Annotated in this window: 15 protein-coding genes; 9 read left to right on the plus strand and 6 right to left on the minus strand. The window is 66.1% G+C overall.

From position 1 onward, the window contains the following. Nucleotides 1-87: 87 nt before the first annotated feature. Complete coding sequence (locus DB30_RS09675; RefSeq protein WP_052548093.1) at nucleotides 88-1,032, plus strand: hypothetical protein; 945 nt, start codon at nucleotides 88-90, stop codon at nucleotides 1,030-1,032. A gap of 27 nt (nucleotides 1,033-1,059) precedes the next feature. Here DB30_RS09675 and DB30_RS41325 read toward each other — a convergent pair whose 3' ends face one another. After that, nucleotides 1,060-2,139 carry a DUF4215 domain-containing protein gene (locus DB30_RS41325; RefSeq protein ID WP_052548094.1) on the minus strand — a complete coding sequence of 360 codons (1,080 nt, stop codon included), beginning with the start codon at nucleotides 2,137-2,139 and terminating at the stop codon, nucleotides 1,060-1,062. Nucleotides 2,140-2,292: 153 nt separating this feature from the next. On the opposite strand from DB30_RS41325, the gene DB30_RS09685 reads away from it, so the two are divergent. Next, nucleotides 2,293-3,579 (plus strand): FG-GAP repeat domain-containing protein, encoded by a 1,287-nt coding sequence (locus tag DB30_RS09685; protein ID WP_146658394.1) that lies wholly within the window; start codon nucleotides 2,293-2,295, stop codon nucleotides 3,577-3,579. Nucleotides 3,580-3,598: 19 nt separating this feature from the next. Continuing rightward, nucleotides 3,599-5,722 carry a hypothetical protein gene (locus tag DB30_RS41330; protein WP_153258266.1) on the plus strand — a complete coding sequence of 708 codons (2,124 nt, stop codon included), beginning with the start codon at nucleotides 3,599-3,601 and terminating at the stop codon, nucleotides 5,720-5,722. A gap of 84 nt (nucleotides 5,723-5,806) precedes the next feature. Here the strand turns inward: DB30_RS41330 and DB30_RS09695 are convergent, their stop codons facing one another. After that, complete coding sequence (locus tag DB30_RS09695; RefSeq protein WP_052548097.1) at nucleotides 5,807-7,219, minus strand: NHL repeat-containing protein; 1,413 nt, start codon at nucleotides 7,217-7,219, stop codon at nucleotides 5,807-5,809. Nucleotides 7,220-7,332: 113 nt separating this feature from the next. On the opposite strand from DB30_RS09695, the gene DB30_RS09700 reads away from it, so the two are divergent. After that, a complete protein-coding gene (locus DB30_RS09700; protein WP_146658396.1) occupies nucleotides 7,333-8,568 on the plus strand; it encodes a Crp/Fnr family transcriptional regulator in 1,236 nt (411 codons plus the stop codon). Between the two features lie 77 nt (nucleotides 8,569-8,645). Here DB30_RS09700 and DB30_RS09705 read toward each other — a convergent pair whose 3' ends face one another. Beyond that, nucleotides 8,646-9,455 carry a mechanosensitive ion channel family protein gene (locus DB30_RS09705; RefSeq protein ID WP_052548099.1) on the minus strand — a complete coding sequence of 270 codons (810 nt, stop codon included), beginning with the start codon at nucleotides 9,453-9,455 and terminating at the stop codon, nucleotides 8,646-8,648. 57 nt (nucleotides 9,456-9,512) lie between these two features. Further along, entirely contained in the window at nucleotides 9,513-10,640 is a 1,128-nt protein-coding gene (locus DB30_RS09710) for a SprT-like domain-containing protein (protein ID WP_146658398.1), read from the minus strand. Nucleotides 10,641-10,760: 120 nt separating this feature from the next. On the opposite strand from DB30_RS09710, the gene DB30_RS09715 reads away from it, so the two are divergent. Then, on the plus strand, nucleotides 10,761-11,279 hold the full coding sequence (locus tag DB30_RS09715; protein WP_146658399.1) for a DUF4333 domain-containing protein: 519 nt from the start codon (nucleotides 10,761-10,763) through the stop codon (nucleotides 11,277-11,279). Nucleotide 11,280: 1 nt separating this feature from the next. Here DB30_RS09715 and DB30_RS09720 read toward each other — a convergent pair whose 3' ends face one another. Continuing rightward, nucleotides 11,281-13,236: a nucleotide-binding protein gene (locus DB30_RS09720; RefSeq protein WP_146658400.1), complete on the minus strand. Its 1,956-nt coding sequence runs from the start codon at nucleotides 13,234-13,236 to the stop codon at nucleotides 11,281-11,283. 516 nt (nucleotides 13,237-13,752) lie between these two features. Between DB30_RS09720 and DB30_RS09725 the strand changes: the two genes are divergently transcribed. From DB30_RS09725 to DB30_RS09740, 4 genes are all read left to right on the plus strand, one after another. Next, the gene (locus DB30_RS09725) at nucleotides 13,753-15,498 is read left to right on the plus strand and encodes a DUF1592 domain-containing protein (protein ID WP_146658401.1); all 1,746 of its coding nucleotides are present in this window, start codon (nucleotides 13,753-13,755) and stop codon (nucleotides 15,496-15,498) included. After that, nucleotides 15,495-16,862 carry a DUF1552 domain-containing protein gene (locus DB30_RS09730; RefSeq protein ID WP_052548102.1) on the plus strand — a complete coding sequence of 456 codons (1,368 nt, stop codon included), beginning with the start codon at nucleotides 15,495-15,497 and terminating at the stop codon, nucleotides 16,860-16,862. Before DB30_RS09725 ends, DB30_RS09730 begins: the two co-directional genes overlap by 4 nt. A 50-nt stretch (nucleotides 16,863-16,912) precedes the next feature. Next, nucleotides 16,913-17,833, plus strand: coding sequence for a TapB family protein (locus DB30_RS09735; RefSeq protein WP_146658402.1), 921 nt, complete (start codon nucleotides 16,913-16,915; stop codon nucleotides 17,831-17,833). 124 nt (nucleotides 17,834-17,957) lie between these two features. Next, nucleotides 17,958-18,938, plus strand: a complete 981-nt coding sequence (locus DB30_RS09740; protein ID WP_052548104.1) for a hypothetical protein — start codon at nucleotides 17,958-17,960, stop codon at nucleotides 18,936-18,938. A 385-nt stretch (nucleotides 18,939-19,323) separates the two neighbouring features. On the opposite strand, the gene DB30_RS09745 is transcribed toward DB30_RS09740, so the two are convergent. After that, nucleotides 19,324-20,814 carry a CotH kinase family protein gene (locus DB30_RS09745; RefSeq protein ID WP_146658403.1) on the minus strand — a complete coding sequence of 497 codons (1,491 nt, stop codon included), beginning with the start codon at nucleotides 20,812-20,814 and terminating at the stop codon, nucleotides 19,324-19,326. Between the last annotated feature and the right edge of the window lie 302 nt (nucleotides 20,815-21,116).

The raw sequence follows: 21,116 nt of genomic DNA on the forward strand, positions 1-21,116 counted from the left end.
GGCACAGCGGGTCGGGCCGCCCGGCCCCGGTGGGCCACGCGACGGTCGAGTCGCGTCGCCGCCCTTCGCCGTGATAATGTCCGCGCAATGGACCTACGCGGGACCTCCGTGCTCCTCGCTCCGGCGCTGCTCCTCGCGTGGTGCCCAGCGGCGTCAGCCCACGCGCGCGCACAAACGCAGGCGCAGGCGCCCGAGCCCGCGGCCGACAGCGAGGCGAGCCCCGCCGACAACGAAGCCGCGCTCGATGACCCCGCGCTCGAGGAGGCCCAGCGCTTGTTCAGCGAGGGCGCCAACAAGTTCGAGACCGCCGACTACGCCGGGGCGATCGAGCTGTGGACGGCGGCCTACGGCCTCGTGCCGAGCGCGCCCGAGTACTCGGTGATCAAGGCCAAGCTGATCGCCAATCTCTCGGCCGCGCACGAGCGCGCGTACGCTGTCGACGAGCAAGTCGACCACCTCAACCAGGCCAAGATCCTGCTCGAGAGCTACCGCGCCAGCATCGACACGATCTACACGGCGGAAGAGGCCGACGAGCGCGACCACGAATTGGCCTGGGTCGCCGAGCGCCTGACCAAGATTAACGCGGAGCTGCAGGCGGTCGCAGATGCCAAGGCCGCGGCCCAGCAGACCCAGGTGGAGCCCGAGCCCGAGCCCGAGCCCGAGCCCGAGCCCGAGCGCAAGCCTGGACGGGGTCTGGTCATCGGTGGCAGCGTGCTGACGAGCCTGGGGGTGGCCGGGCTTGGGGTCATGGCGGGCGGCATGGTGATCGGCGGCCAAAACAATGACGTCACCGATCTGCCAACCAACGACCTGGACGCGCGCGGGGCTCGGTTCTCGCAAGGTCGGCTCGGCAACGCGCTGGCGATCGCGGGCGGGGTTGGCGGTGGTGTGTTGCTCGTGACTGGCGTCGCGCTGCTTGTGGTTGGGCTGAACAAAAAGCGCTCCGCGGGCGCGGACACGCCACCAGGCGTCACGCTCGCGCCGAACTTCGATCGCACCCAAGTCGGTGTGTCGCTGGTCGGTCGTTTCTGAGGCCAACCCGGAGCCACCGCGCGGTCATCAGTTGCGGGAGATCATCACGTTGTCGATGAACCAGCCGCGGCCGGTCTGATCGGTCGGGCAGTTGCCGCAATCCCAACCAACCCGAAAGCCGACCTTGATCGAGCTGCCCGCGAACGCGCTCAGATCAAAGGTCTCCTTCAAGTAGGCGATGTCGTCAGTGAACACCTGCTGGCCATCGAGGGGGTTGTCCGTGCACAACCCGTCGCCGACGACCTCGGGCGAGTAGCCGTCGGTTGGGGCGATGACTTGATAGGGGCCATCGTCAACGGAGACCTCGACCACCGCGCCCTCGTAGGAGGTTGGGAGGTTGCAGTCGCGGAAGGTGTGGGTGTGATCGAAGCGCAGCTCGATGGCTTGCCCAACGAAGGGGCTGAGGTCGATCGTCGGGGTCATCAAGCGGGTGTCCCCAGCACCGTCTGGTGGCAGGCCGGTGTCCCACGATCGCCGCCCCTTCGCGTTGCGCCCAGTCACGGCCCAGGTGTCCGTCACGACTGGACCGCCGCTGACGAGCTCGTGGGTCCACGCGACCGTGGGCGTGTCGACCTCCATGTCGTCCCACAGGAGCGGAACCGTGCAGTTGTCCAAGCACAGCGGGTCGTCGTCGTCGTCGCACTCTTCGCCGGCGGCTTCGTTGCGCTTGTTGTCGCCGCACATGGACGACGTGCAGTCGTCGTTGCAGGTGGCCGACTCGCCGGCGTCGTCACAGTCTTCGCCGGGATCGACGACCGCGTTTCCGCAGCCGGTCTCTGGCATGCACGCGGGACTGCAGCCATCGCCGGGGTTGGTGTTGCCGTCGTCGCACAGCTCCGTTGGGCCCTGGACACCGTCGCCGCAGGTCTCGGGCGTGCAGTCGAGCCGGCACGCCGCGTCGTCGGCGTTTTGCTCGCCCGCGTCGCAGGCTTCTCCGGGATCCAGGAAGCCGTTGCCGCACAGCGTGGCACTTGGCTCGCCCCCGCAGTAGCCCGAGATGCACTCGAGCCCAAGCCCGCAGTGGAGCTGCTCTTCGCAAGGCAGACCGCGCGAGCCCTCGCCGCTCCAACACCCGAGCGCTGTAGCGAGCGCGCAGGTCAAGCCCACCAAGCTGGAGCGAAAACCGAGCGAGAAGCCCTTGCCCGAGCTGAAACTACGTACTCGAGCTGATGACGCCTGTGGGGACTCTGGATGCATGTCGGCGGCCAGACCTTATCAGCTTTTCAGGGCCCGAGTTAGCCCGTAGCATCGTGGCTGAACATGCAGCGTGTACGGTACTCGTGTCTGTGGTTGTTTGGTGCGGCGACCTTGCTGGTGGATGGCTGCCGCTGCAATGACGAGCCGCCGATCATCGGGGTCGAGACGGGGAGCGAGAGCAGCGAGGACACGACCGAGTCCGGCATCAACCCGCCTGACATGGACCCGACCGAGTCTGGAGAGACCGAGACCGAGACCGAGACCGAGACCGAGTCTGGCGAGACCGGCGTCGACTCGGGCTGCGACGACGGCATCGTCGACCCCGGGGAGCTGTGCTTCGAGCGGATCAATCTGGTGCTTGGTCAGTCGTCGGGGGCGATCGCGCTTGCAGACGCCAACGCCGACGGGGCGCTGGACGTTTTCGTTGGCCAGCTCGATCGCGCGATCGTGCTGCTTGGCAACGGCGACGGGAGCTTCGCTAGTCCCGTCGAGCTCGCCAGCGCAGGCGGGGTCCTTGGCATCGTCGCGGGCGATCTAAACGGCGATCAGAACGCCGACGTGGTTGCGAGCGTCGCCGAGCAAGACCACGTCGTGGTGTTCCTCAGCCAGGGCGATGGCAGCTTCGGGGCCGGGCAAATTCATGTGACCGGCGCGGCGCCGCGGGGCTTGGCGCTGGCCAACCTCGGCGGGTCGCCGGCGCTAGACTTGGTCGTTGCCAACGAGGACAGCGGCGATCTGAGCGTGCTGCTGGGCGACGGCGTGGGCTCGTTTGGGATGGCGACCCACTACCCGGCTGGCAGCGTGCCGCTCGCGGTCGCGGCGGCCGACCTCGACGGCGACACGCTGATTGACTTGGTCCTCGCCGACGTTGCCAGCGACACCGCCGTGTCGATGCTGCAAGCCGGCGGCGGGTTTCCGTCGCCGATCGCCTACGGGGTGGGCAGTGAGCCGCGCGCGGTGGCGCTCGCCGACCTCGACGGCGACGACGCGATCGATCTGGTCGTTCCCAACCAAGGCAGCGACGACCTCAGCGTCCTGTTCGGCGATGGCTTGGGCGATCTCGTTGGCGAGCAGGTGCTGCTAGTTGGGGCCACGCCGCGCGACGTCGCGCTTGGCGACTACGACGGTGACGGCGTCCTCGACATCGCCGTGGCCAACCGGGGTGAGGATCGCCTGGGGATCCTGATCGGTGTTGGCGACGGCAGCTTCGCCAAGCAGGTCAGCTATGGCGTCATCGCCGGTCCGATCGCGCTCGCGGCGGGCGACGTCGACGGCGACGGGGTCGACGACGTGCTGGTCGCAAGCTCGGGCCCCGGCGGCGGCGTGACCTTGTTGTTGTCCAATCATTGATCATTCAGAGCCACGAACCATGCACGACCCACGCACGACCACGACCATGACCGCTGTTCACGGCAGCGATGCCACGCACGTCGCGGCCAGCGTGATCGGATCGGCCGGCGTGGGTACTTCCGCAGGGGGATCTTCCATGCTTGCAGTCCGCCACTTGTCATCGATCTCTGTCCTGTTCGCGCTCGCCCTCCTGCCGGCCTGCTCGGCTGGCGACTACAGCAGGCTGGCCGAAGACAGCGGGGGCGAGACCGGAGAGGGCACCGGCCCGAATGGCTTGGGGGAGACCGGCGCCGAGACCGGCGACGACACCGACACCGGCGATGGAGACGGCGATCCAGGCGACGGCGACGGCGATCCGAGCAGCGATGCGTGCGAACTCGCGTGCGGCGAGGGGTTCTGCGTGAAGGTTGGCGACGAGCCCTATTGCGAGTGCCCCGAGGGCACCGACTGGCTGCGAGACGCGTGCGGGGCCTGCCAGCTGCTCGACGCCGCGGCCAGCCACGAGCTCGAGCTCGAGATCGTGAGCTTCGAGGGCCAGTTCCTGCTCGCAGGCGCGCCGCCGCCCAAGCTCGAGTACGACGACGCCAACGTGTGGCTCGAGAATCACCGCACGGGCGACCGCGCCTTCGTCGGCAACACCCACGATCTCAGCTTTGCCGTGCGGGTCACCCCAGGCATCTACGACGTCATCTACGAGGTCGAGACCCCAGGCACCCTGATGCCCCAAAACGCCCGCGCCTGGCTCGGGCAGGTGGCCTTGTTCGATCCGCTCGAGGCCGCCGACATCAACATCCCGGTCGCGTCCTACTCGGGCGCGATCACCCTCGCCGGGGCGCCGCCGCCCGCCTTGGAGTATGACGACGCCAACATCCTGTTTCGGGATCACGGGACCGGCAACGAGGTCGTCGCCGGCAACACGCACGACGGCAGCTACAGCGTCCGCCTGGTCCCGGGCACCTACGACGTCGTCTATCGGGTCGAGACGCCCGGCCCCGTGATCCCTCGCAACGACGGCGCCGTGCTCGAGACCGTCAACGTGGAGTTCAGCGCCGTCGACAATATCGATGTTCCAAGCGTGGCGCTCGAGGGCACGTTCACGATCAACAGTGCGCCCGCGCCGGCCAGCGAGTACGACGACGCGAACATCGTGCTCGAGTCACAGACCGCGGGCACCGTCGCGCTTGGCAACACCCACGACGGCGGCTACGCGCTCAACGTGATCCCGGGTAGCTACGAGATGGTCTACATGCACGATACCGGCCCCAACGTGCCGCAGAACAAGCGCGCTCGGTTTGGCTCGTTCGACGTGTTCGCCCCCGAGGTCAAGCCCATCGACATCGAGATGGTCCAGCTCTCGGGCGCGCTGATGATCAACCAAGTTGCGGCGCCGGCCAGCGAGTTCGACGACGGCGTGGTGTACCTGCGCGGGGTCAACTCGGACGATGAGGTGCTGCTCGGCAACACCCACGACGGCGCCTACCTGGTCAATTTGATGCCGGGTACCTACGACACCTACTACTCGCAAGAGACCTCGGGCGGCACCGTGCCCGACAACAAGCACGCGCGGGTGTCGACCGGCACCACCGTCGTGAACACGGGCGAGGTCGAAGTCCACGACGTCAACGTCGCCGCCGTGGCGATCTCGGGCGCCTTCACCTTCGCCGGTGGGCCGCCGCCCGCGTCCGACTACGAGGACGGTCGCATCTACCTGCGCAGCACCACCACCGACGACGCGGTGCTGCTTGGCAACACCCACGACGGCAGCTACGCGGCGGTGGTCGTGCCCGGCGAGTACGAGGTCTTCTACGTGCAAGAGGCCGGCGGCGCGGTGCCGGGCAACCAAAACGCGATGCTGCAGAGCGTGTCGATCGGCATGGCCGCGAGCTACGATTTCGACGTCCCGATCGTCAGCCTCAACGGGAAGATCGTCGTCCAGAGCGGCGCGGCCCCGGCCAACGCCAGCGATGGCGGCCAGCTCTACCTGCGCACCCCCGGCGGCGACTCGGTCCTGCTCGGTGAGTCGTTCGCGGCCTACGCGACCAACCTGGTCGCGGGGACCTACGGGGTCTACTACCGGTCCGAGGCGAGCGTGACCATGCCAGAGAACGAGAACGGTCGGTTCGCCTGCATCACCGTCGAGTAGGCCCAGCTCAGCGCCAGCTCAGCGCCAGCGCAGTGCCAGCTCAGCGCCAGCGCAGTGCCAGCTCAGCGCCAGCGCAGTACCAGCTCAGCCTTGGGGGATCCCGCCAGAGGCCAAGTTCAGCCCCCACCCGGTCATGTCCGAGTAGGTGTAGGGCCCGTTGAGCCCGGCGTAGGCCTCCCAGGTCTCTGCTTCGGTGTCGACCCGCCACGCGCTGGTCTGCTGGTCGACGAACCACACGTACCCATAAAAGTCGACGCTGACACCACGCGCCGAGTTGGTCGGCAGCATGATCCACTTGCCCGGCTGCAGGGTCTCGATGTCGATCGCGCGCAGCCCCGGCGGGCTAAAGGTGCCCAGCCACATCGTCTTGTTCGCGTCCTCTTGCAGCCCGTAGCCAAGCAGCCCCGGCAGCACGGTGAACTGCTCGGTCTCGGGGTCGAACATGGCGGTGCCGTCACAGAACGCGCCGATCCACGGGCGGTCGAGCGAGTCGACGGTGAACCCGTAGCTGCACACCGACTGCGGCACGTCCCAGATCTGGTAGTCGAGGTTCTCGAAGTCGACCTGGACCAGCTTGCGCGGCGAGTCGTAGGTGATGAACCAATAGTCGTTCTCGGAGTTGACCGCCCCGCCGTAGCCGCCAAAGTAGCCCGGCGCGATCTCGGCGATCGGGAACTCCTCGTCGATGCTGCCATCGACGCCGTCGAGCAGCATCACGTGGAGGCTGCCCGGCTGCGACGAGGTTGAAGCCGTGCTCCACAAGAACTGATCTTCGACCTGGCAGGTGTTGGGGTTGAGCACGCCCGAGGTCCACGCCAGCGGGCGCTGGCTGGTGTAGGCCGGGTTGACCGGCGTGTACCAGGAGATGCAGTCGTCTTGGCCCCACGCGAGCACGTCGTTCTTGCCCGTCGAGGTCTGCAGGCCGGGCTGACCGTTGGTCATCTCGTCGCAATTCTCGTGCAGCGCGATCACCTTGGTCAGCCCGCCGTTGCGATTGGCGACCGCGACGTCGCCCGAGAGGTTGACCGAGGTTCGCGAGGGGCTGCCGTTCGCGTCGCTGCGCGTCCGGTAGCGGCCCTCTTCGAGCAGGGTCTCGGTGTTGACCTTGGAGATCGTGCCCTCGCCCGAGTTGGCCACCCAGATGTACGAAAATTCTGGCTCGCCGCCGCCCATGCCTTCGCAGTTGCCAACGCCAGCGTCGGGCAGACCCGGAAGGTCGAACTTGATGCCACCGTCGGGGTCCGCGTCGCCGTCACCGGTGTCCCCGTCCCCGTCCCCGTCCCCGGTGCTGGAGCTGGTGCTGGGATCGCCGTCGCCGTCACCCGTGTCGCCGTCGCCGTTGCTGTTGCTGTTGCTGTTGCCGTCGTCGGTCTCGAGCGTGGTGTGGGTGCCGAGCGTGGTGTTGGTGTCGGCGTTGAGCGAGTCCTTGGCGCCGTCGTCACCACATGCGACGAGCAGCAGGACACAAGTGAGCGGGACAAATGGGCGACTGAACATGGGAAACAACTCCTCGTGGGGCTACGGCGCATCGTATCAGGATTTCCCGCGTCCATGGGTCGCACGTGAACCCCAAAGTCTGGCTATTCTTCAGCCAGGAGACCCAACCGACGGTGCTCGAACTAACCACCAGGCTCGCGACTGTTCACCGGGCCACGAGCGCGGCCGAGCGCGAGGCGATCTACCGGATGCGCTACCAGGTTCGCGTTGACGATCGGGGCCAGGTCGAGAGCCCGGGCGTCGACCATGCCAAGCAGATGGTGTGCACGGTCAACGACGAGCTGCCGGACACCATCCACTTCTACACGGGCGAAGCTGCTGGCGTCGGCGAGATCGATGCCGTCGCGCGGATGCGCAGGTTCAACCCCGGCGACGTGCCCGACGAGGTCCGTGAGCGCTGGTCGCTCGACTTCGTCACCAACCTCGATAGCCTCGCGATCGCCGAGTTCTCGGAGCTGCTGGCGCGCCCACATGTCGCCGCGAGTCACGACCGCCTGTCGGTGCTCTCGCTGTTCAAGGCCGGCTTCGAGGCCTGCATGGAGCCGGGCGGCGCCGACTTGATCGTGTTCGACGCTCACCCCGGGCTGGTCACCCACTACGCCAAGCTCGTGGGCGCGCGTCGCTATGGCGGCGAGCCGATCGAGCGCAGCGCGGGCAAGGGCGTCGGCGTACCCATGGTGATCGCGGTCTCGGACACGCAACACCTCGAGCGGGTCGGCTCGCCCTTGGCGCCGCTGTCGTGGAAGACCTTCGTGCTGGGTCGCCGCGCCCAAGCGGACATTGGCTGCTTCTCGGTCCGCTTCGTTGATGACGTTCGCGATGACGTCCACCCCGAGCAGACCTGGCCAATGATGGAAGCGCGGTTCTTTCGGCGCGGGGTCGAGCGCTGGTCGTTCTTCGAGGGCCTGCGCCAAGCGATCATCGACGAGCTCATGGCCCGCGGCCGCGTGCGCGAGGTCGGCGAGGGCGAGCAGGTCGTCAGCGAAGGCGGCGACGACGGAGAGATGTTCGTCGTGCTCGACGGCAGCCTCGAGATCATCGCGGGCGGCAAGAGCGTGGACGTGGCGGGGCGGGGCGAGCTGATCGGCGAGATTGCGATCGTGAGCCCCGAGCGACGACGGACCGCCACGATCCGGGCGCTGGTCCCCTCGAAGCTGCTGGTGCTCACCCACGCCGCGCTGCGGTCGTTGGCGTTGGGCGACGCCGAGGCTGGGCACCAGGTGATGCTCAACCTCACCCGCTTCATCGCCGAGCGCTTCGCCGAGAAGGCGCGCCTGGTCGGCAGCTTGGACGAGGAGATCGAGCGGCTACGGCTCGAGCTGCGCGAAGCCAAGCAGGGCGCGGGCTAGCCGCTCCTCGCCCTTGGGCCTCACCTCAGCTCCGCACCGAACCCGGAACGAACTTAGGGTGTGCGGCACTAGCCGGGTCATTGAGCCGCTTGGTGAACGACGATCTGGTTGAAGGGGAGCTCGATCCCTGCCGCGTTGAGCCGATCGTAGACCGCCTTGCGGGTGACGTGCTTGGCCGGGCCAAAGTCGGCGTTGTTGGCCCACACGAACAAGCTGAAGTCGAGCGAGCTGGCGCCGAGGTTCAAGAACACAGCGGCGGGCGCGGGGTCCGTGAGCACCAGCTCCGAGTCCTTCGCGGCCTCGAGCAGCAGCTGGGTCACGACCTCGATGTCCGTTCCATAGGCGACGCCAACATCGATCTGGGCCCGGCGCTTGCCCAGGATCGTGAAGTTCGTGATCGGGCCGCCCGTGATCGCGCCGTTGGGTATGGTCACGCGTTCGTTGCCCAGCGTGGTCATGCTGGTGGCGAACAGCCCGACCTCTGCGATCGTGCCGGACTTGCCCCCCGCCTCGACGAAGTCGCCGATCGTGAACGGGCGGAACACCAGCAGCATCACGCCGCTTGCGAAGTGCGACAGGCTGCCCTGCAGCGCGAGGCCAATCGCGAGGCCCGCGGTGCCCAGCAGCGCGACGAGGCTGGTGGTCTCGACACCCACGTGGCCGAGCGCCGCGATCACCGTTGCAGCCAGCACCAAGTATTGCGCAATCGAGGCCAAGAACCGGGCCAGCGCCTCATCGAGGTCGCGCTTGCGCATGAGCCGGGTGACCGCGCCGTGGGTCCACTTGGAGACCACCCAGCCAACGACGAAAATGAGCAGGGCCGTGATCGCACCAACGATCAGCGGCATGTAGGGCTGGAGGGCCTCTGGGACTGGAATCGCGTCCATCGGCGCGACCATGGCACCTTTTTGTGACGCTGCAACCAATGCCACAGCTGTGGTCGCTCAACGCCCGCGGCCAAGTGCCTTGCGCGGCCCTTGGCTCCCGCTCGACGCGACCGGCTGCGACAGCACGATCTGACGGCCCGCGCGGCTACCTTCGGCGTAGGCGTCGTTGCGCCGGGCGCCGCCGCGACGCACGGTCTCTAGCTTGGGGTAGCGACGTCGAAAGTAGCCGTTCAGATCCGGCGCCGGCACCCAGACCAAGCCCTGCTCGCTAAACTGCTGACTCTGGGCCGCGAGCTTGGACTCGAAGCCACGCATGACCCCGGCGAGGAAGGCCTGGCGATCGCGGTTGGAGCTGCGCTGGGTCTCGCGCTTGTACGCATCCCACAGGCGCAGGGCGGTCGCAGACAAGAAGTCATGGACGTGCTCGGCCATGAGCAGGTTGGCCTCGAGCCCGCAGATCTCCAGGACCGAGCCGCGCTTGCCCTCGAGCGGGCGATACACGGGGATCCACAGGCCCTCGACGAAGAAGTAGTCGAGCAAGATGCGCGCGAGCCGACGGTCATGCTCGAGCACGCGGCCGGTCGGGCGGCCGAGGTGGCGGAAGCCATAGTCGCGCCGGGTCGCGTCCACGCCCTCGCTGGCGTCGACCTCGATGTTGAACTTGAGCATCAGCCTGCGCGCGGCCGTGGCCGCGGTCTCGGCCTCGTTTTGATTGGGGCTCTGGGCCAGCGCGAGCAGCTTGCGGATCCGCGCGACCATGCGGCTCGCGCTGTCGGTCTGACCGTCTGGCGCGTCGGGTCCCGCGTGGGTCCCCGGATCTCCACTCGCGCGCCCGTCGATTCCAAGCCGCTCGCAGATCCGGCGAAAGGTTGGCCCGTGGGCGCTCTCGTCGACGTTCATGCGCTCGTCGATGAACTGATGCGCGACCTCGTGCTTGAGCACCTCGATGACGTGCGTCCATGGGCGCTCGAGCACGAGCGGGAGCGAGACCTCGAGGCTACGCAGATCGCCGTGCCACTGCCCGAGTCGGGCCCGCGTATCGGACAGGCGCAGCACCGGCTGGCGCAGCGCGTCCTTGAAGTAGGTGTAGTTGATCGCGCGCCACTCGTAGGCCAGTCGCTCGAGTAGCTTGGCCTCGAGCTCGACGCTGAGTTGGGCCGCTTCGCGCTGGGCCTGCTCGCTCATGCCGGGGACTATCGCACGGGGTCCCCAGGGCAGAGCGCGCGAGGGCAGAACGCGCGGCCCGATGCGAGTCAGCCCGAACGATCGGGTGACGCGACCGGCGCGCTGGTGTACACGATCTGCATGTCGATGCGTCTTGGTGCCATCTCGTCTGTCCTGGCGCTCGCGCTGCTGCCCCTTGCCGGCTGCGACCTGCTCACGACCAAGGTCTCGAAGGACAAGCTCGAGGCCGAGCTCGCCACGTGGCTCGAGGATCACAACCTCGAGGCCACCGAGATCACCTGCCCCGACAATCAAAAAATGGAGAAGGGCAACAGGTTCGAGTGCCACTGCAAGGTCCAGGGCATCGACGTCCCGGTCAGGGTCGAGGTCACCGACGCCTCCAGCGGCAAGGTCGAGTGGGAACCCAAGTACCAGACGGTTCCCCGCGAAAAAATGGAGGCCGGGCTCCTGGCCCTGCCCGAGCTCGCGGGGCGTACGCTGGAGATCGAGTGCGAGACCGTCTTGGTCTCGGTGCCCGACTCGGACTGGGCCTGTGACGCCGTCGACAAGGCCGCTGGCGACCTTGCGATGGTGCTGACCGTGCACTTCACCGACGGCGAGGGCACCTACGACTGGAAGCTCGAGCCCAAGGGCTCGTAGGCTAGGGCTGCAACTTGACGAGGAACCCGTCGTCGACGCCCTGGTTTTGAACGGCGCCCGACAAGCCAAAGTCCAGGGACCCCGCGAACGAGCGCCCGGCCATGACGATGCGACCCGAGTCCGTGACCGCGATGTCGAGGCCGATGTCGGTGCCGTTGCTGCCGTAGCGGTTGTTGGCGACCAGGTCGCCGCTCGCGTTGAAGTGGGCGTAGAACACGTCGGGGTTCACGCCCGACGACGAGATGATGGCGCCGCCAAAGCTGGCTGAACCGAGCAGCGCGCCAGCCATGTAGATGTCGCCGTTTGCCGCGAGCGCCAAGCTCATCCACGTGTTGAGCTCGTAGTTGTTGGTGAACTGGTCCGTGGCGTCACCAAACCGCTTGCTCCACACGTGGCCGCCGTTTTGGTCGATGGTCGTCAAGAAGATGTCTCGCAGCCCCGCGCTGACCAGGTTTGGCCCGCCAAAGTTCATGCTGTTGGACATGAAGCCGACCATCACGATGTCGCCGGTCTGATCGTTGACCTTTAGATCGTGAACGCCATCTTCACCGGGGCCGCCAAAGCTGTCGCTCCACAGCACGGCGCCAAGCGGGGTGAGCTTGGCCAGGTAAATGTCCCGACCGCCCGCGCTGTTCAAGCCGCCGTCGAAGGGGATCGAGTCTTGGAAGCGACCGGCGATCACCACATTGTTGTTGGCGTCTGCGTCGATCCCAAACCCGTAGTCGTCGCCTGGTCCACCGATCTGCAGCGAGAACACGTGGGCGCCGTTGTTGCCGTTGAGCTTGAGCACAAAGGCGTCGCGCATGCCGGCGCTGGCGAACATCCCGCTGCCGTAGTCGACCTCGCCGGTGAAGGTGCCTGTCAGCAGCACATTGTCCTGGCTGTCTACGGCGACGCGCTCGGCCCGATCAGGGTCGAGATCGCCATAGCTGCGGCTCCAGATGTGATTGCCGTCACTGTCGAGCTTGGCGATTACGACGTCTGCGGCGCCCTCACCCGTGAGCTCGCCGCCGCCAAAGTCGACGTGGCCGTAGATGCGACCCACGTAGATCAGGTTGTCCTCGGAGTCGACGATGATCTTTGCCGAGTACTGATTGCTACTATCGCCGAAGCGCTTGCTCCACAGCGGGTTGCCGTAGAGGTCGTACTTGGCGATTACGATGTCTGCCTTGTCACCCGTGGCGACGAGCGGCGCGTCGCCAAAGCTGACGGCGCCCTCGAAATCTCCAACGGCATAGATGTCACCGCTCGAGTCGACCGCCACGCTAGCGAGGGTCTGCGAGAGTTCGTTGCCAAAGCTCTGGCTCCACTGCTCGGAGCACGGGGGCGTGAGCCCGTCACAGTTTTCGTCGAGATCGTCTGTGTAACAGTCCTCACTCTGCGGCGTGATCGCGCCTTCACAGGGTCCCCAGCTGAGGCCGTCGTCGGCACATGTTTGGGAGCCGCTCACACAAATTCCGACATCTGCGGTGTCGTCCGGGCCGTCATAGCAGGCTTCGACCTCACCGGGCTCGCACACGCACTCTGGACACCCGCCCATCGTGTCGTCCGAGTTGGTGTCGGTGTCGGTGTCGGTGTCGGTGGGATCTGGCGGGAGCAGACCGGAGATCCAGTCGCGCAGACAGCTGATCTCGTCGTCGTTGAGCACCTGGCCACCGATCGGCATGCGAGACCCACAAGTAGGGGATGGGTTGACCTTCAGATACAGCAGGCTGTCTTCGGGAAACGCGGGGTTGGCGAGGATGCCCGCACAGCTCGCGCCCGGAACCCCCGATACTCGGTCCTCGACGCCTGGCGAGGTCAGATCCAAACTCGCGGCCGTTGACTCGCCTGCGCTGTGGCAGATCGATCCTCCGCAACGATCCACGAAGAGTTGTGGGATGTCGCACTCGAGCGGCTCGCCCGTGTCTGTCTCGCTCGGGATGCTTTGGGTGTCGGACTCCCCCGTGTCGCCCATGTCGGTATCACCCGTGTCGGCGATGGGAGTGTCGGTACCGTCGGGCGTGCATCCTGCAAATCCGAGCATTCCGATGGCGCTCACTCCTAACAAAAGGCGCAGCCGACCGTTGGCTGCTCGAAATCGAACATCGTCAATAGTCATGATCTTTTCTGCGCCGAAGATGCCATGAATCCTTGGAGAATGACCACCCCAATTTGTGGCCATGGCGTTCTCTCCACGCCTGCTCGCTTCCCACCTGCATCCGACAGGTGATAGTTTCCAAGCTGGCCAGATCTGGGGGCGTGGGCCCGACCAGACGCGAGATCCTGCGCCGCAAGTCCCGCGAGCTGCTGGCTTGCAAAACGGTGAGCGCCGCTTGCCAGCGGAGTCCCTCACGGGTACGGTGGTTGCGATCGAACGCCGTCCGGGACGGGTTCTCGAACCCGTCATTCCCGCGGCGACGGGCGGCGCTGAGCGATTCGCGTGACGTACGCGCATCGGGCCGCACGAGGTTGAACCAAAGCGAGCGTGAACATGCGTGAATTGTTGCCAATACTGGTCGGACTCGTCGTCGGGGCCACCACAACAGCGGGTTGCCAGCAGCCCACGGCAGACCCCGATGGGCAAGCCGAGGATGAGTCGTCCACCGATACAGAGGGTGACGGTGACGGCGACGGCGACGGCGACGAAGAGTTGACCGCGTGCGAGGCCAACATCGAGCCGGGCCCAGCCCCCATCCGACGATTGACGCGGGTCGAATACAACAACACGATCTACCAGCTATTTGGTGACAACAGCCAGCCCGCCAACGCGTTTCCGGCCGACGAAGTCGCGGGAAGCTTCGACAACCAAGCCGCCGCGCTGGTCGTCAGCCCGCTGCTCGCCGAGCAATACGAGATTGCGGCAGAGCAGCTCGCAAGCACGCATGCGCCAGCGCTCATGGACCAGCTCCCGGCTTGCGGGGGCGTCGCGCCAGACCCAGACAGCTGCACGGCCGACGCCGAGGCGTTCATCACCAGCTTTGGCAAGCGGGCCTACCGGCGCCCGCTCACCGATGATGAGGTCAGCACCTATATTGACCTGTTCATCACGGGCACTGGGCTCGGCGAGACGTCCTACGAGCCGGTGGTCGGGGTCGAGGTCATTTTGCAGGGGATGCTGCAATCTCCACACTTTCTCTACCGTGTGGAATTTGGCGCGGCCGAGCTCGTGGCCGGGGGCGAAGATGTGGTCGCCCTGACGTCCTACGAGATCGCCTCGCGGTTGTCGTACCTGCTGTGGAACACCATGCCCGACGCGTCCTTGTTCGAGGCCGCCGACGCCGATGAGCTCCAGACTGCAGCGCAGATCGAGGCCCAGGCCCGGCGCATGATGGACACGCCCCGGGCCCGCGAGGCGGTCAAGAACTTCCATCGTCAATGGCTTGGGCTCGGTCGCATCGAGCCGCAGATCGCCGCGAACGGCAAGAACCTCGAGATCTACCCGGACTACAGCGACGACCTGCTCTCGCTGTGGCGCCGCGAGACCGAGGCCTTCATCGATGACGCCGTGTTCGAGCAAGGCGCAAACGTAGAGGTGCTGTTCACGGCCAACTACACGATGATGAACAAGCCGCTCGCGGACTTCTATGGGGTCACGGGCCCAACCACAGACGCGTTCGAGCGCGTCGATCTCGACCCCAGCAAGTACGCCGGGTTCTTGACCCACGCCGGCTTGCTCGCGCTCTACGCCAAGCCGGACCGCTCGTCGCCCATTCACCGCGGCAAGTTTGTCCGCGAGGTCTTGCTGTGTCAGTCGCCGCCGCCGCCGCCCGACATCGTCCCCGAGGCTCCCTCGGTCGACGAGAGCCAGACCACCCGCGATCAATTCCTGCAACACTCGGCCGACGCTCTGTGCGCGGGCTGCCACCGGCTCATGGATCCCCTCGGGTTTGGCTTCGAGCACTTCGACGGCATCGGTCGCTACCGCGAGACCGAGTGGGGCCTGGCGATCGACGCCAGCGGCGAGCTGATCGAGACCGACAACGACGGCCCGTACGATGGCGCCGTCGAGCTCGCCGCCAAGCTCGCTGCGAGCGAGCAGGTCAAGAACTGCGTGGCGACCCAGTGGTTCCAGTTCGGCTACGGCCGGACCAAGACCCCCGAAGACAGCTGCTCGGTCGAAGAGATTCAGGCGGACTTCGCCGCGGCCAACTACGACATCAAAGAGTTGATCATTGCGTTGACCCTGACCGACGCATTCCGTTATCGCCACGTGATCACGGCGGAGGAGAGCCCATGAGCATTCGCAAGAATCATCGCCTGAGTCGTCGCCATGTCCTGCGGGGACTTGGCGGGGCGGCCATCGCCCTGCCGCTGCTCGACGCGATGCGCAGTGACAGCGCCCACGCCGGGCCGGGTGACACGCCCAAGCGTCTCATCATCATGTACACGCCCAACGGCACGGTGCCGGCCAATTTCTGGCCAAGCGGCAACGGGCCCGACTTCACGCTGTCGCCGATCCTCGCGCCGCTCGCCGCCCACCAGCAGGATCTGCTGATCCTCGGTGGCCTCGATCTCATGTCCTCGCTCAAGGGCCCTGGCGACGCGCACCAAAAGGGCACCGGTAGCTGCCTCACGGGCACGCCGCTGCTCGAGGGCGACTTCGCGGGTGACGGCGGCCAGTCGGCGGGCTGGGCTGGCGGCATCTCGATCGATCAAGAGGTCGCCAACCACATCGGGCAGGACACCCCGTTCGCTTCGTTGGAGCTTGGGGTCGCGGTTCAAGATCCGGCCAACGTCGGCGCGCGGATCTCCTACCGGGGCGCCGGGCAACCGCTGCCCCCCGAGAACAGCCCCTACGCCGCCTATCAGCGCCTGTTTGGCGACTCGATCTCCGACCCGCTGGCGGTCGAGCGTCGCGCCGCGCGACGCCGGGCGGTGCTCGACGCGGTCGGCGATGAGCACCGCGCGCTGCGTGACAAGCTCGGCGGCGAGGACCGCGAGAAGCTCGAGAATCACCTCACCGCCGTCGAGGAGATTCGTGATCGGCTAGACGAGGGCGTGATCAGCTTTGGTGGCGAGTGCCAACCACTGCAACAGGGCGCGCTCTTGGACCCCAACTTGGTGTCGAACATGCCGTTCATGGGCAAGCTGCAGATGGACCTCATGGCGATGGCGATGGCCTGCGACATCACCCGGGTCGGGACGATCATGTGGACGCGCTCGGTCGCCAACCACGTGTTTTCGTTTGTCGATCCCAACATCAAAGAGGCCCATCACTCGCTCGCCCACAAAGGCGATGAAGATGCGCCCAAGGTCGCGCAGAACACCGCGATCAACGCGTGGTACGCCGAGCAGATGGCCTATCTCATCACGCGGCTCAAGGCGATCCCCGAGGGCGACGGCACGGTGTTCGACAACACCGTGATCCTGTGGACCAACGAGCAGGCCAAGGGCAACAATCATAGTCGCTACGACATGCCCTACGTGCTCGCTGGCAGCGCGGGCGGCTACTTCAACACGGGGCGGTACCTCACCCGGCCCGATCAGCCCCAGGTCCCGCACAACAAGCTGTTGGTGTCGCTGCTCCACGCGATGGACATCGACGCGGACAGCTTTGGCGACCCGGAATTCGACACTGGGCCGCTGTCCGGCTTGACCTGACCTGACCTACCCCGATCCGACCTACCCCGACACCGGGAGATACCTTCGTCATGCGCACTCGACAAGCCGTTCATGGTGGTTTCAGCTCGGGCGAAGCTCCTCGCCTGCCCGCAGATCGCAGGCCGCGAAGTCCGTGGTTGCTGCTCACCGCCTGCTTTGTGCTCGGGTGCAATCAGCCGCCACCGCCGGGCTCGTCTGGCGACGCGGACGACGAGAGCGGAGCGGACACCGACGGCGAGGACACGGACCCGACCACCACGCCGACCACTGGCGAGCCCGAGACCAGCACCAGCGACACCGACGACCCGGACGACACCGGCGACGACGCGACCGACGACCCCTCCGACACCGACGGCACCACGCCCTACGACGACACCCTGTACCCGCTCGCCGACGGCGCGACCTGGACCTACATCGCCAAGAACACCAACGGCCAAGTGCTTGGCATGGAGATCGTCGAGACCACCGAGATCGACTGGAACGGCGAGCAGGCGTGGTTGCTCACCGACAACGTCAACGCCAAGGGCGAGTGGACCGAGAGCGTGCTGGTCCGCGACGGCACCCTGTCCAGCCGGGTCCACAAAGAGGTCAAGTCAGCCGGCGGCACGGTGATGATCGTCGACTATGATCCGGGCTTTGCCCGCGTCGACGACACCTGGGACACGCTCGATTTCAGCGACGAGCTCTTCTATGATCGGACCGAGTACGACGGCAACGGGCTCAACCCCAGTGTCGAGAGCCGCGGCCACATTTTTACCGTGATCGATGTCAACGAGAAGGTCACGGTGCCGGCTGGGACCTTTGATTGCGTGCAGATCGAGCGGGTCCGCAGCGTGGGTGGCAGCGCGGGCGAGATTGTCGTGTCGTGGTACGCGTTTGGGGTCGGCAAGATTCGCGAGGAGCGCCCGGCCGAGTCGCGGGTCGAAGAGCTAGCGAGCGTCTCGCTCCCGGGCGGCGTGCAGCTGCCCTGAGCGCTCGCGTGGGCGCTTGGCTGCCCTTCAGCAGATGGCGCAAGTGAGCTCGTCTTCGTGCCGGTCCAATAGACTCACCCCCATGAAGTGGGAGCAGCTCGGCGGCTCGTGATAGGGTCCAGGCATGAGCGGGTGGGACCAATCCAGCAGCGTGGCGGCGTTCCTCGCTGATCTCACGCAGCGTCGCGGAATTGATGCTGCCTACATTCCGCCGTACCGCGCGTTGACCACGGCGTTCTTGAATCACCGAGCTGGTCGCCCGCTCGACCAGCTCGGCCCCGAGGATGTCGAGGCCTTTGTCGCCTCCCGCGTCGCGCTGGGGGAGCCAGACAACCGGACCAAGGCCGCACGAACCGCCGCGACCGCGTTTGTCCAATTTGTCCACTCCGGCGGCCTGATCCCCCTCACACCTGCCCCCACGCAGCCTCGTCCAGCCGAGCCCCCGCACGCAGCCCGACCCGATCAGCCCGCGCTCACCACGATGCGCGATGACCTGCGCCGGGTGCTGTCGGCCGACGCGATGATCTTCGCGGTCACCTTGATGATACCCCTGCTGCTCATGTTCCTGGGTCCCTTGTTTGGGATCATGGGTCTCATCGTGCACTACGCCGCCCTGGCAGGAGCGTTCTTCGTGATACTCGATCACGTCGCCGCCGGCCGGCCCGGCCTGCCACACGGATTGGGCGACAACCTGGCCCAGAGCTTTGGCCGCGGCTTCTTAATCACGCTAGTTGCGGTGCTACCAGCGCTCCTGACCGCCTACTATGTCGGCACATGGGGCCTGGTCCTCGCAAGCGCGATCTTGGGTGCGATGTTGGTGCCCGCAGCGGCGCTCGCGACCTACGCAACACAGTCCGGTCTGGCCGCGATCGCACCACATTTGTGGGTCCAGATCGTCCGCCGAATCCCCCACGACTATCTGAAAGTCGCCGCCCTCTACGTCGGGCTCGTAGCAGGCATGGGGTTTTGGAAAGCGACCGCCCCCGTGTGGCTCGGCCTGTTCGGGCTGCTGATCCGCGGGCCAGTCGGATGTCTGTTCGTCTTTGCCATGGCCACATCGCTCGGCGGGGTCATTCACCGCAACCGCACCGAGCTCGGAATATGAGGTCCCCCCACTCCAGGATCCAACCGACACATCCGCCCGGCGGCGTGGGTCGCTGACGGCCTTCCCCCGGTCACGAGCCGGTCACGCACCGAGCGGTGCGTGTTCGGGCATCTGGTCCAAAGCACAGCTTCGGACTTGCTACTGTTCCTTCGTCCGTTTCGACACGCAGGCGCGTTGGGTCAGGAAGGGGCCATGGTGCGCTCTCGACCGAGAAAGGAAAGCGTGGGATGATCAGGCAGTGCAAGGCGTGGCCCTCAGGTTCTGCTTGCTGCTCATGTTGCTAGCAACCGCTGGTTGCAAGTCAAGCCCCGAGAAGGCCGCGCAAGGGCTTCTCCTGGCAGGAGTTCCCTCCAGGGTGTGCACTTAGGCCGCCCCAAACGCTCGCCTAGGGCAGCTCGCAGTAGCCCTGCCCGTTGTCGACGCCTCCGCCCTTCCAGCAGAGCAGCCACTCGTCGACGAAGATGTAGCGGGCCTCGACGTACTCGTGCAGCTCCTCGACCTTGTTGACGTACAGGTTGTTCGAGTAGGGCTTGTTGACGTCCTCGAACACAGCGTCGTGGATCTGCGCCGACCAGGTGTCAATTCGCGCGTGCATCTTTTCGGGGCTGTACCCGTCGTGGACGATCTCGTCGATGAGATCGATGTACAGCGCGAACCACACTGGCTCGGTCAGGGGGATGTCGTACCACGGCCGGCCATGGGTGGTTGGCTTCTCCCACACGAAGGGATCGGGGTTGGCGGGGTACTCGCCGTCCGGCTCGTCGTTGAAGCGCTCGAACACGTTGTCCATGTCCCACGGCAGCAGCATGAACTTGCCGCCGATCGGCTCATCGTACATGTAGAAGTTGAGGCCGCCTGCCCACAGGCCGTCAGAGTCGGGGAGCACGGCCTCGGCCGCGAACACCCGCAGCCCCTGCTCGATGTCGAGGTAGGTGAACAATTCTTCAACGGTCTGCGCGTCGCGCATGGCGTCGAGGCGGTCGTCGTTGGAGGTCTCCTCGTTGGTCTTGAGCACCCAATTGGCGCGCTTCCAGAGATCGCCGGTTGGGTCATCGAAATTGCGATCGAGGAACACCTCGTCGACCTTCTCGACGCTGGTGAAGATGCCGTAGTACTCACCATTGATGTTGACGCGGGCATTGTTCGCGCACGGGGCCTTGATGCCGACGTCGCGCATGACCGCGTAGGCCAGCCGGTCGCGCAGCAAGTGCCGGTTGAACGTGGCGGCGTCGAGGGCAAGGCGCTTGATCCCGAGGAAGCGCCCGTCCGGGTCGTTGGTGTGAAACCCGATCTGAAACTGGAGCTTGTCGTCGGGGTACCAATAGGTTGGGTTGCCGCGCAGGCGGATCTCGGCGTCCTTGATGACGATGTCGCCGTACCTGAACTCTTGCAGCGCGTGATAGGGCTTGGGATTGACCCCGAGGTCTTCGTTCATTTGACCTTCGAGCCACTCGGTCTGCAGCTGCGCCCACACGACCGGGTGAATCTCCAATTCGAAGGTGGGAAGCAGATCCTGGGCGTATATCGCGTGACAGCCCTCTTCGTCGGGGGGCGGAATCTCTTCGTTGGGGTCGGGCGGCACACCCATGTCGGGCAGCGGCCCGTCGTCGGTGCTGGTCTCGGTGTCAGTCTCGGTGTCGGACTCCGTCTCGTCTGTTGGGCCGGTCTCGGTCTCCATGGGAGCGCCGGTCTCTGTCAGCGGACCGGTCGTCTGCATCGGATCCGTGTCCGTGGTCGAGGTGTCCGTCGAGGTTGCGTCGGCGTTGGTGCCCGAGTCGGTGACCGGTTGGTCCGAACACGCCGCAGCCAGGCCCACACAAAGCAGGATTAACGATCGAGGAATGTACTCTTGCATGTCATCAACGCCCAGCCTCATGATGAAAGATTAATTTCGATCTGGGAAGCCCTGTGATCGGTCGCCGAATCGCTCGGGTCGGGTCGCGTGTTGGGCTGTCGCGGGCCCCGACCCCGGACCTGGCAGTGCGCGCGAAATCGCTGAGGTTGGCTCTTGTGCCCGGCGGTGAGTCAGGATTGTGAGCGAAGCGAGAGAATCGGCGATCGTCGGATCGCGAACATCGCGAGGTTGACGGGGCGCGGCCAACGCTCGGGCGACGCAGGCAACGGGACAGCCTTGGGCTTGCTGGCAGCGAAGGCCCAAACCAGGCTACCGTTGGCGTG

Source organism: Enhygromyxa salina (genome assembly GCF_000737335.2).
GTDB classification, from domain to species: Bacteria; Myxococcota_A; Polyangia; order Nannocystales; family Nannocystaceae; genus Plesiocystis; species Plesiocystis salina_C.

Excerpts from the sequence above, each read along its gene's own strand:
- DB30_RS09735 (WP_146658402.1), top strand. The coding sequence starts at position 16,913 with ATGCGCACTCGACAAGCCGTTCATGGTGGTTTCAGCTCGGGCGAAGCT.
- DB30_RS09745 (WP_146658403.1), bottom strand. The coding sequence starts at position 20,814 with ATGAGGCTGGGCGTTGATGACATGCAAGAGTACATTCCTCGATCGTTA.
- DB30_RS09695 (WP_052548097.1), bottom strand. The coding sequence starts at position 7,219 with ATGTTCAGTCGCCCATTTGTCCCGCTCACTTGTGTCCTGCTGCTCGTC.
- DB30_RS09685 (WP_146658394.1), top strand. The coding sequence starts at position 2,293 with ATGCAGCGTGTACGGTACTCGTGTCTGTGGTTGTTTGGTGCGGCGACC.
- DB30_RS09705 (WP_052548099.1), bottom strand. The coding sequence starts at position 9,455 with ATGGACGCGATTCCAGTCCCAGAGGCCCTCCAGCCCTACATGCCGCTG.
- DB30_RS09710 (WP_146658398.1), bottom strand. The coding sequence starts at position 10,640 with ATGAGCGAGCAGGCCCAGCGCGAAGCGGCCCAACTCAGCGTCGAGCTC.
- DB30_RS09725 (WP_146658401.1), top strand. The coding sequence starts at position 13,753 with ATGCGTGAATTGTTGCCAATACTGGTCGGACTCGTCGTCGGGGCCACC.
- DB30_RS09720 (WP_146658400.1), bottom strand. The coding sequence starts at position 13,236 with ATGGGCGACACGGGGGAGTCCGACACCCAAAGCATCCCGAGCGAGACA.
- DB30_RS09730 (WP_052548102.1), top strand. The coding sequence starts at position 15,495 with ATGAGCATTCGCAAGAATCATCGCCTGAGTCGTCGCCATGTCCTGCGG.
- DB30_RS09675 (WP_052548093.1), top strand. The coding sequence starts at position 88 with ATGGACCTACGCGGGACCTCCGTGCTCCTCGCTCCGGCGCTGCTCCTC.
- DB30_RS41330 (WP_153258266.1), top strand. The coding sequence starts at position 3,599 with ATGCACGACCCACGCACGACCACGACCATGACCGCTGTTCACGGCAGC.
- DB30_RS09740 (WP_052548104.1), top strand. The coding sequence starts at position 17,958 with ATGAGCGGGTGGGACCAATCCAGCAGCGTGGCGGCGTTCCTCGCTGAT.
- DB30_RS09715 (WP_146658399.1), top strand. The coding sequence starts at position 10,761 with ATGTCGATGCGTCTTGGTGCCATCTCGTCTGTCCTGGCGCTCGCGCTG.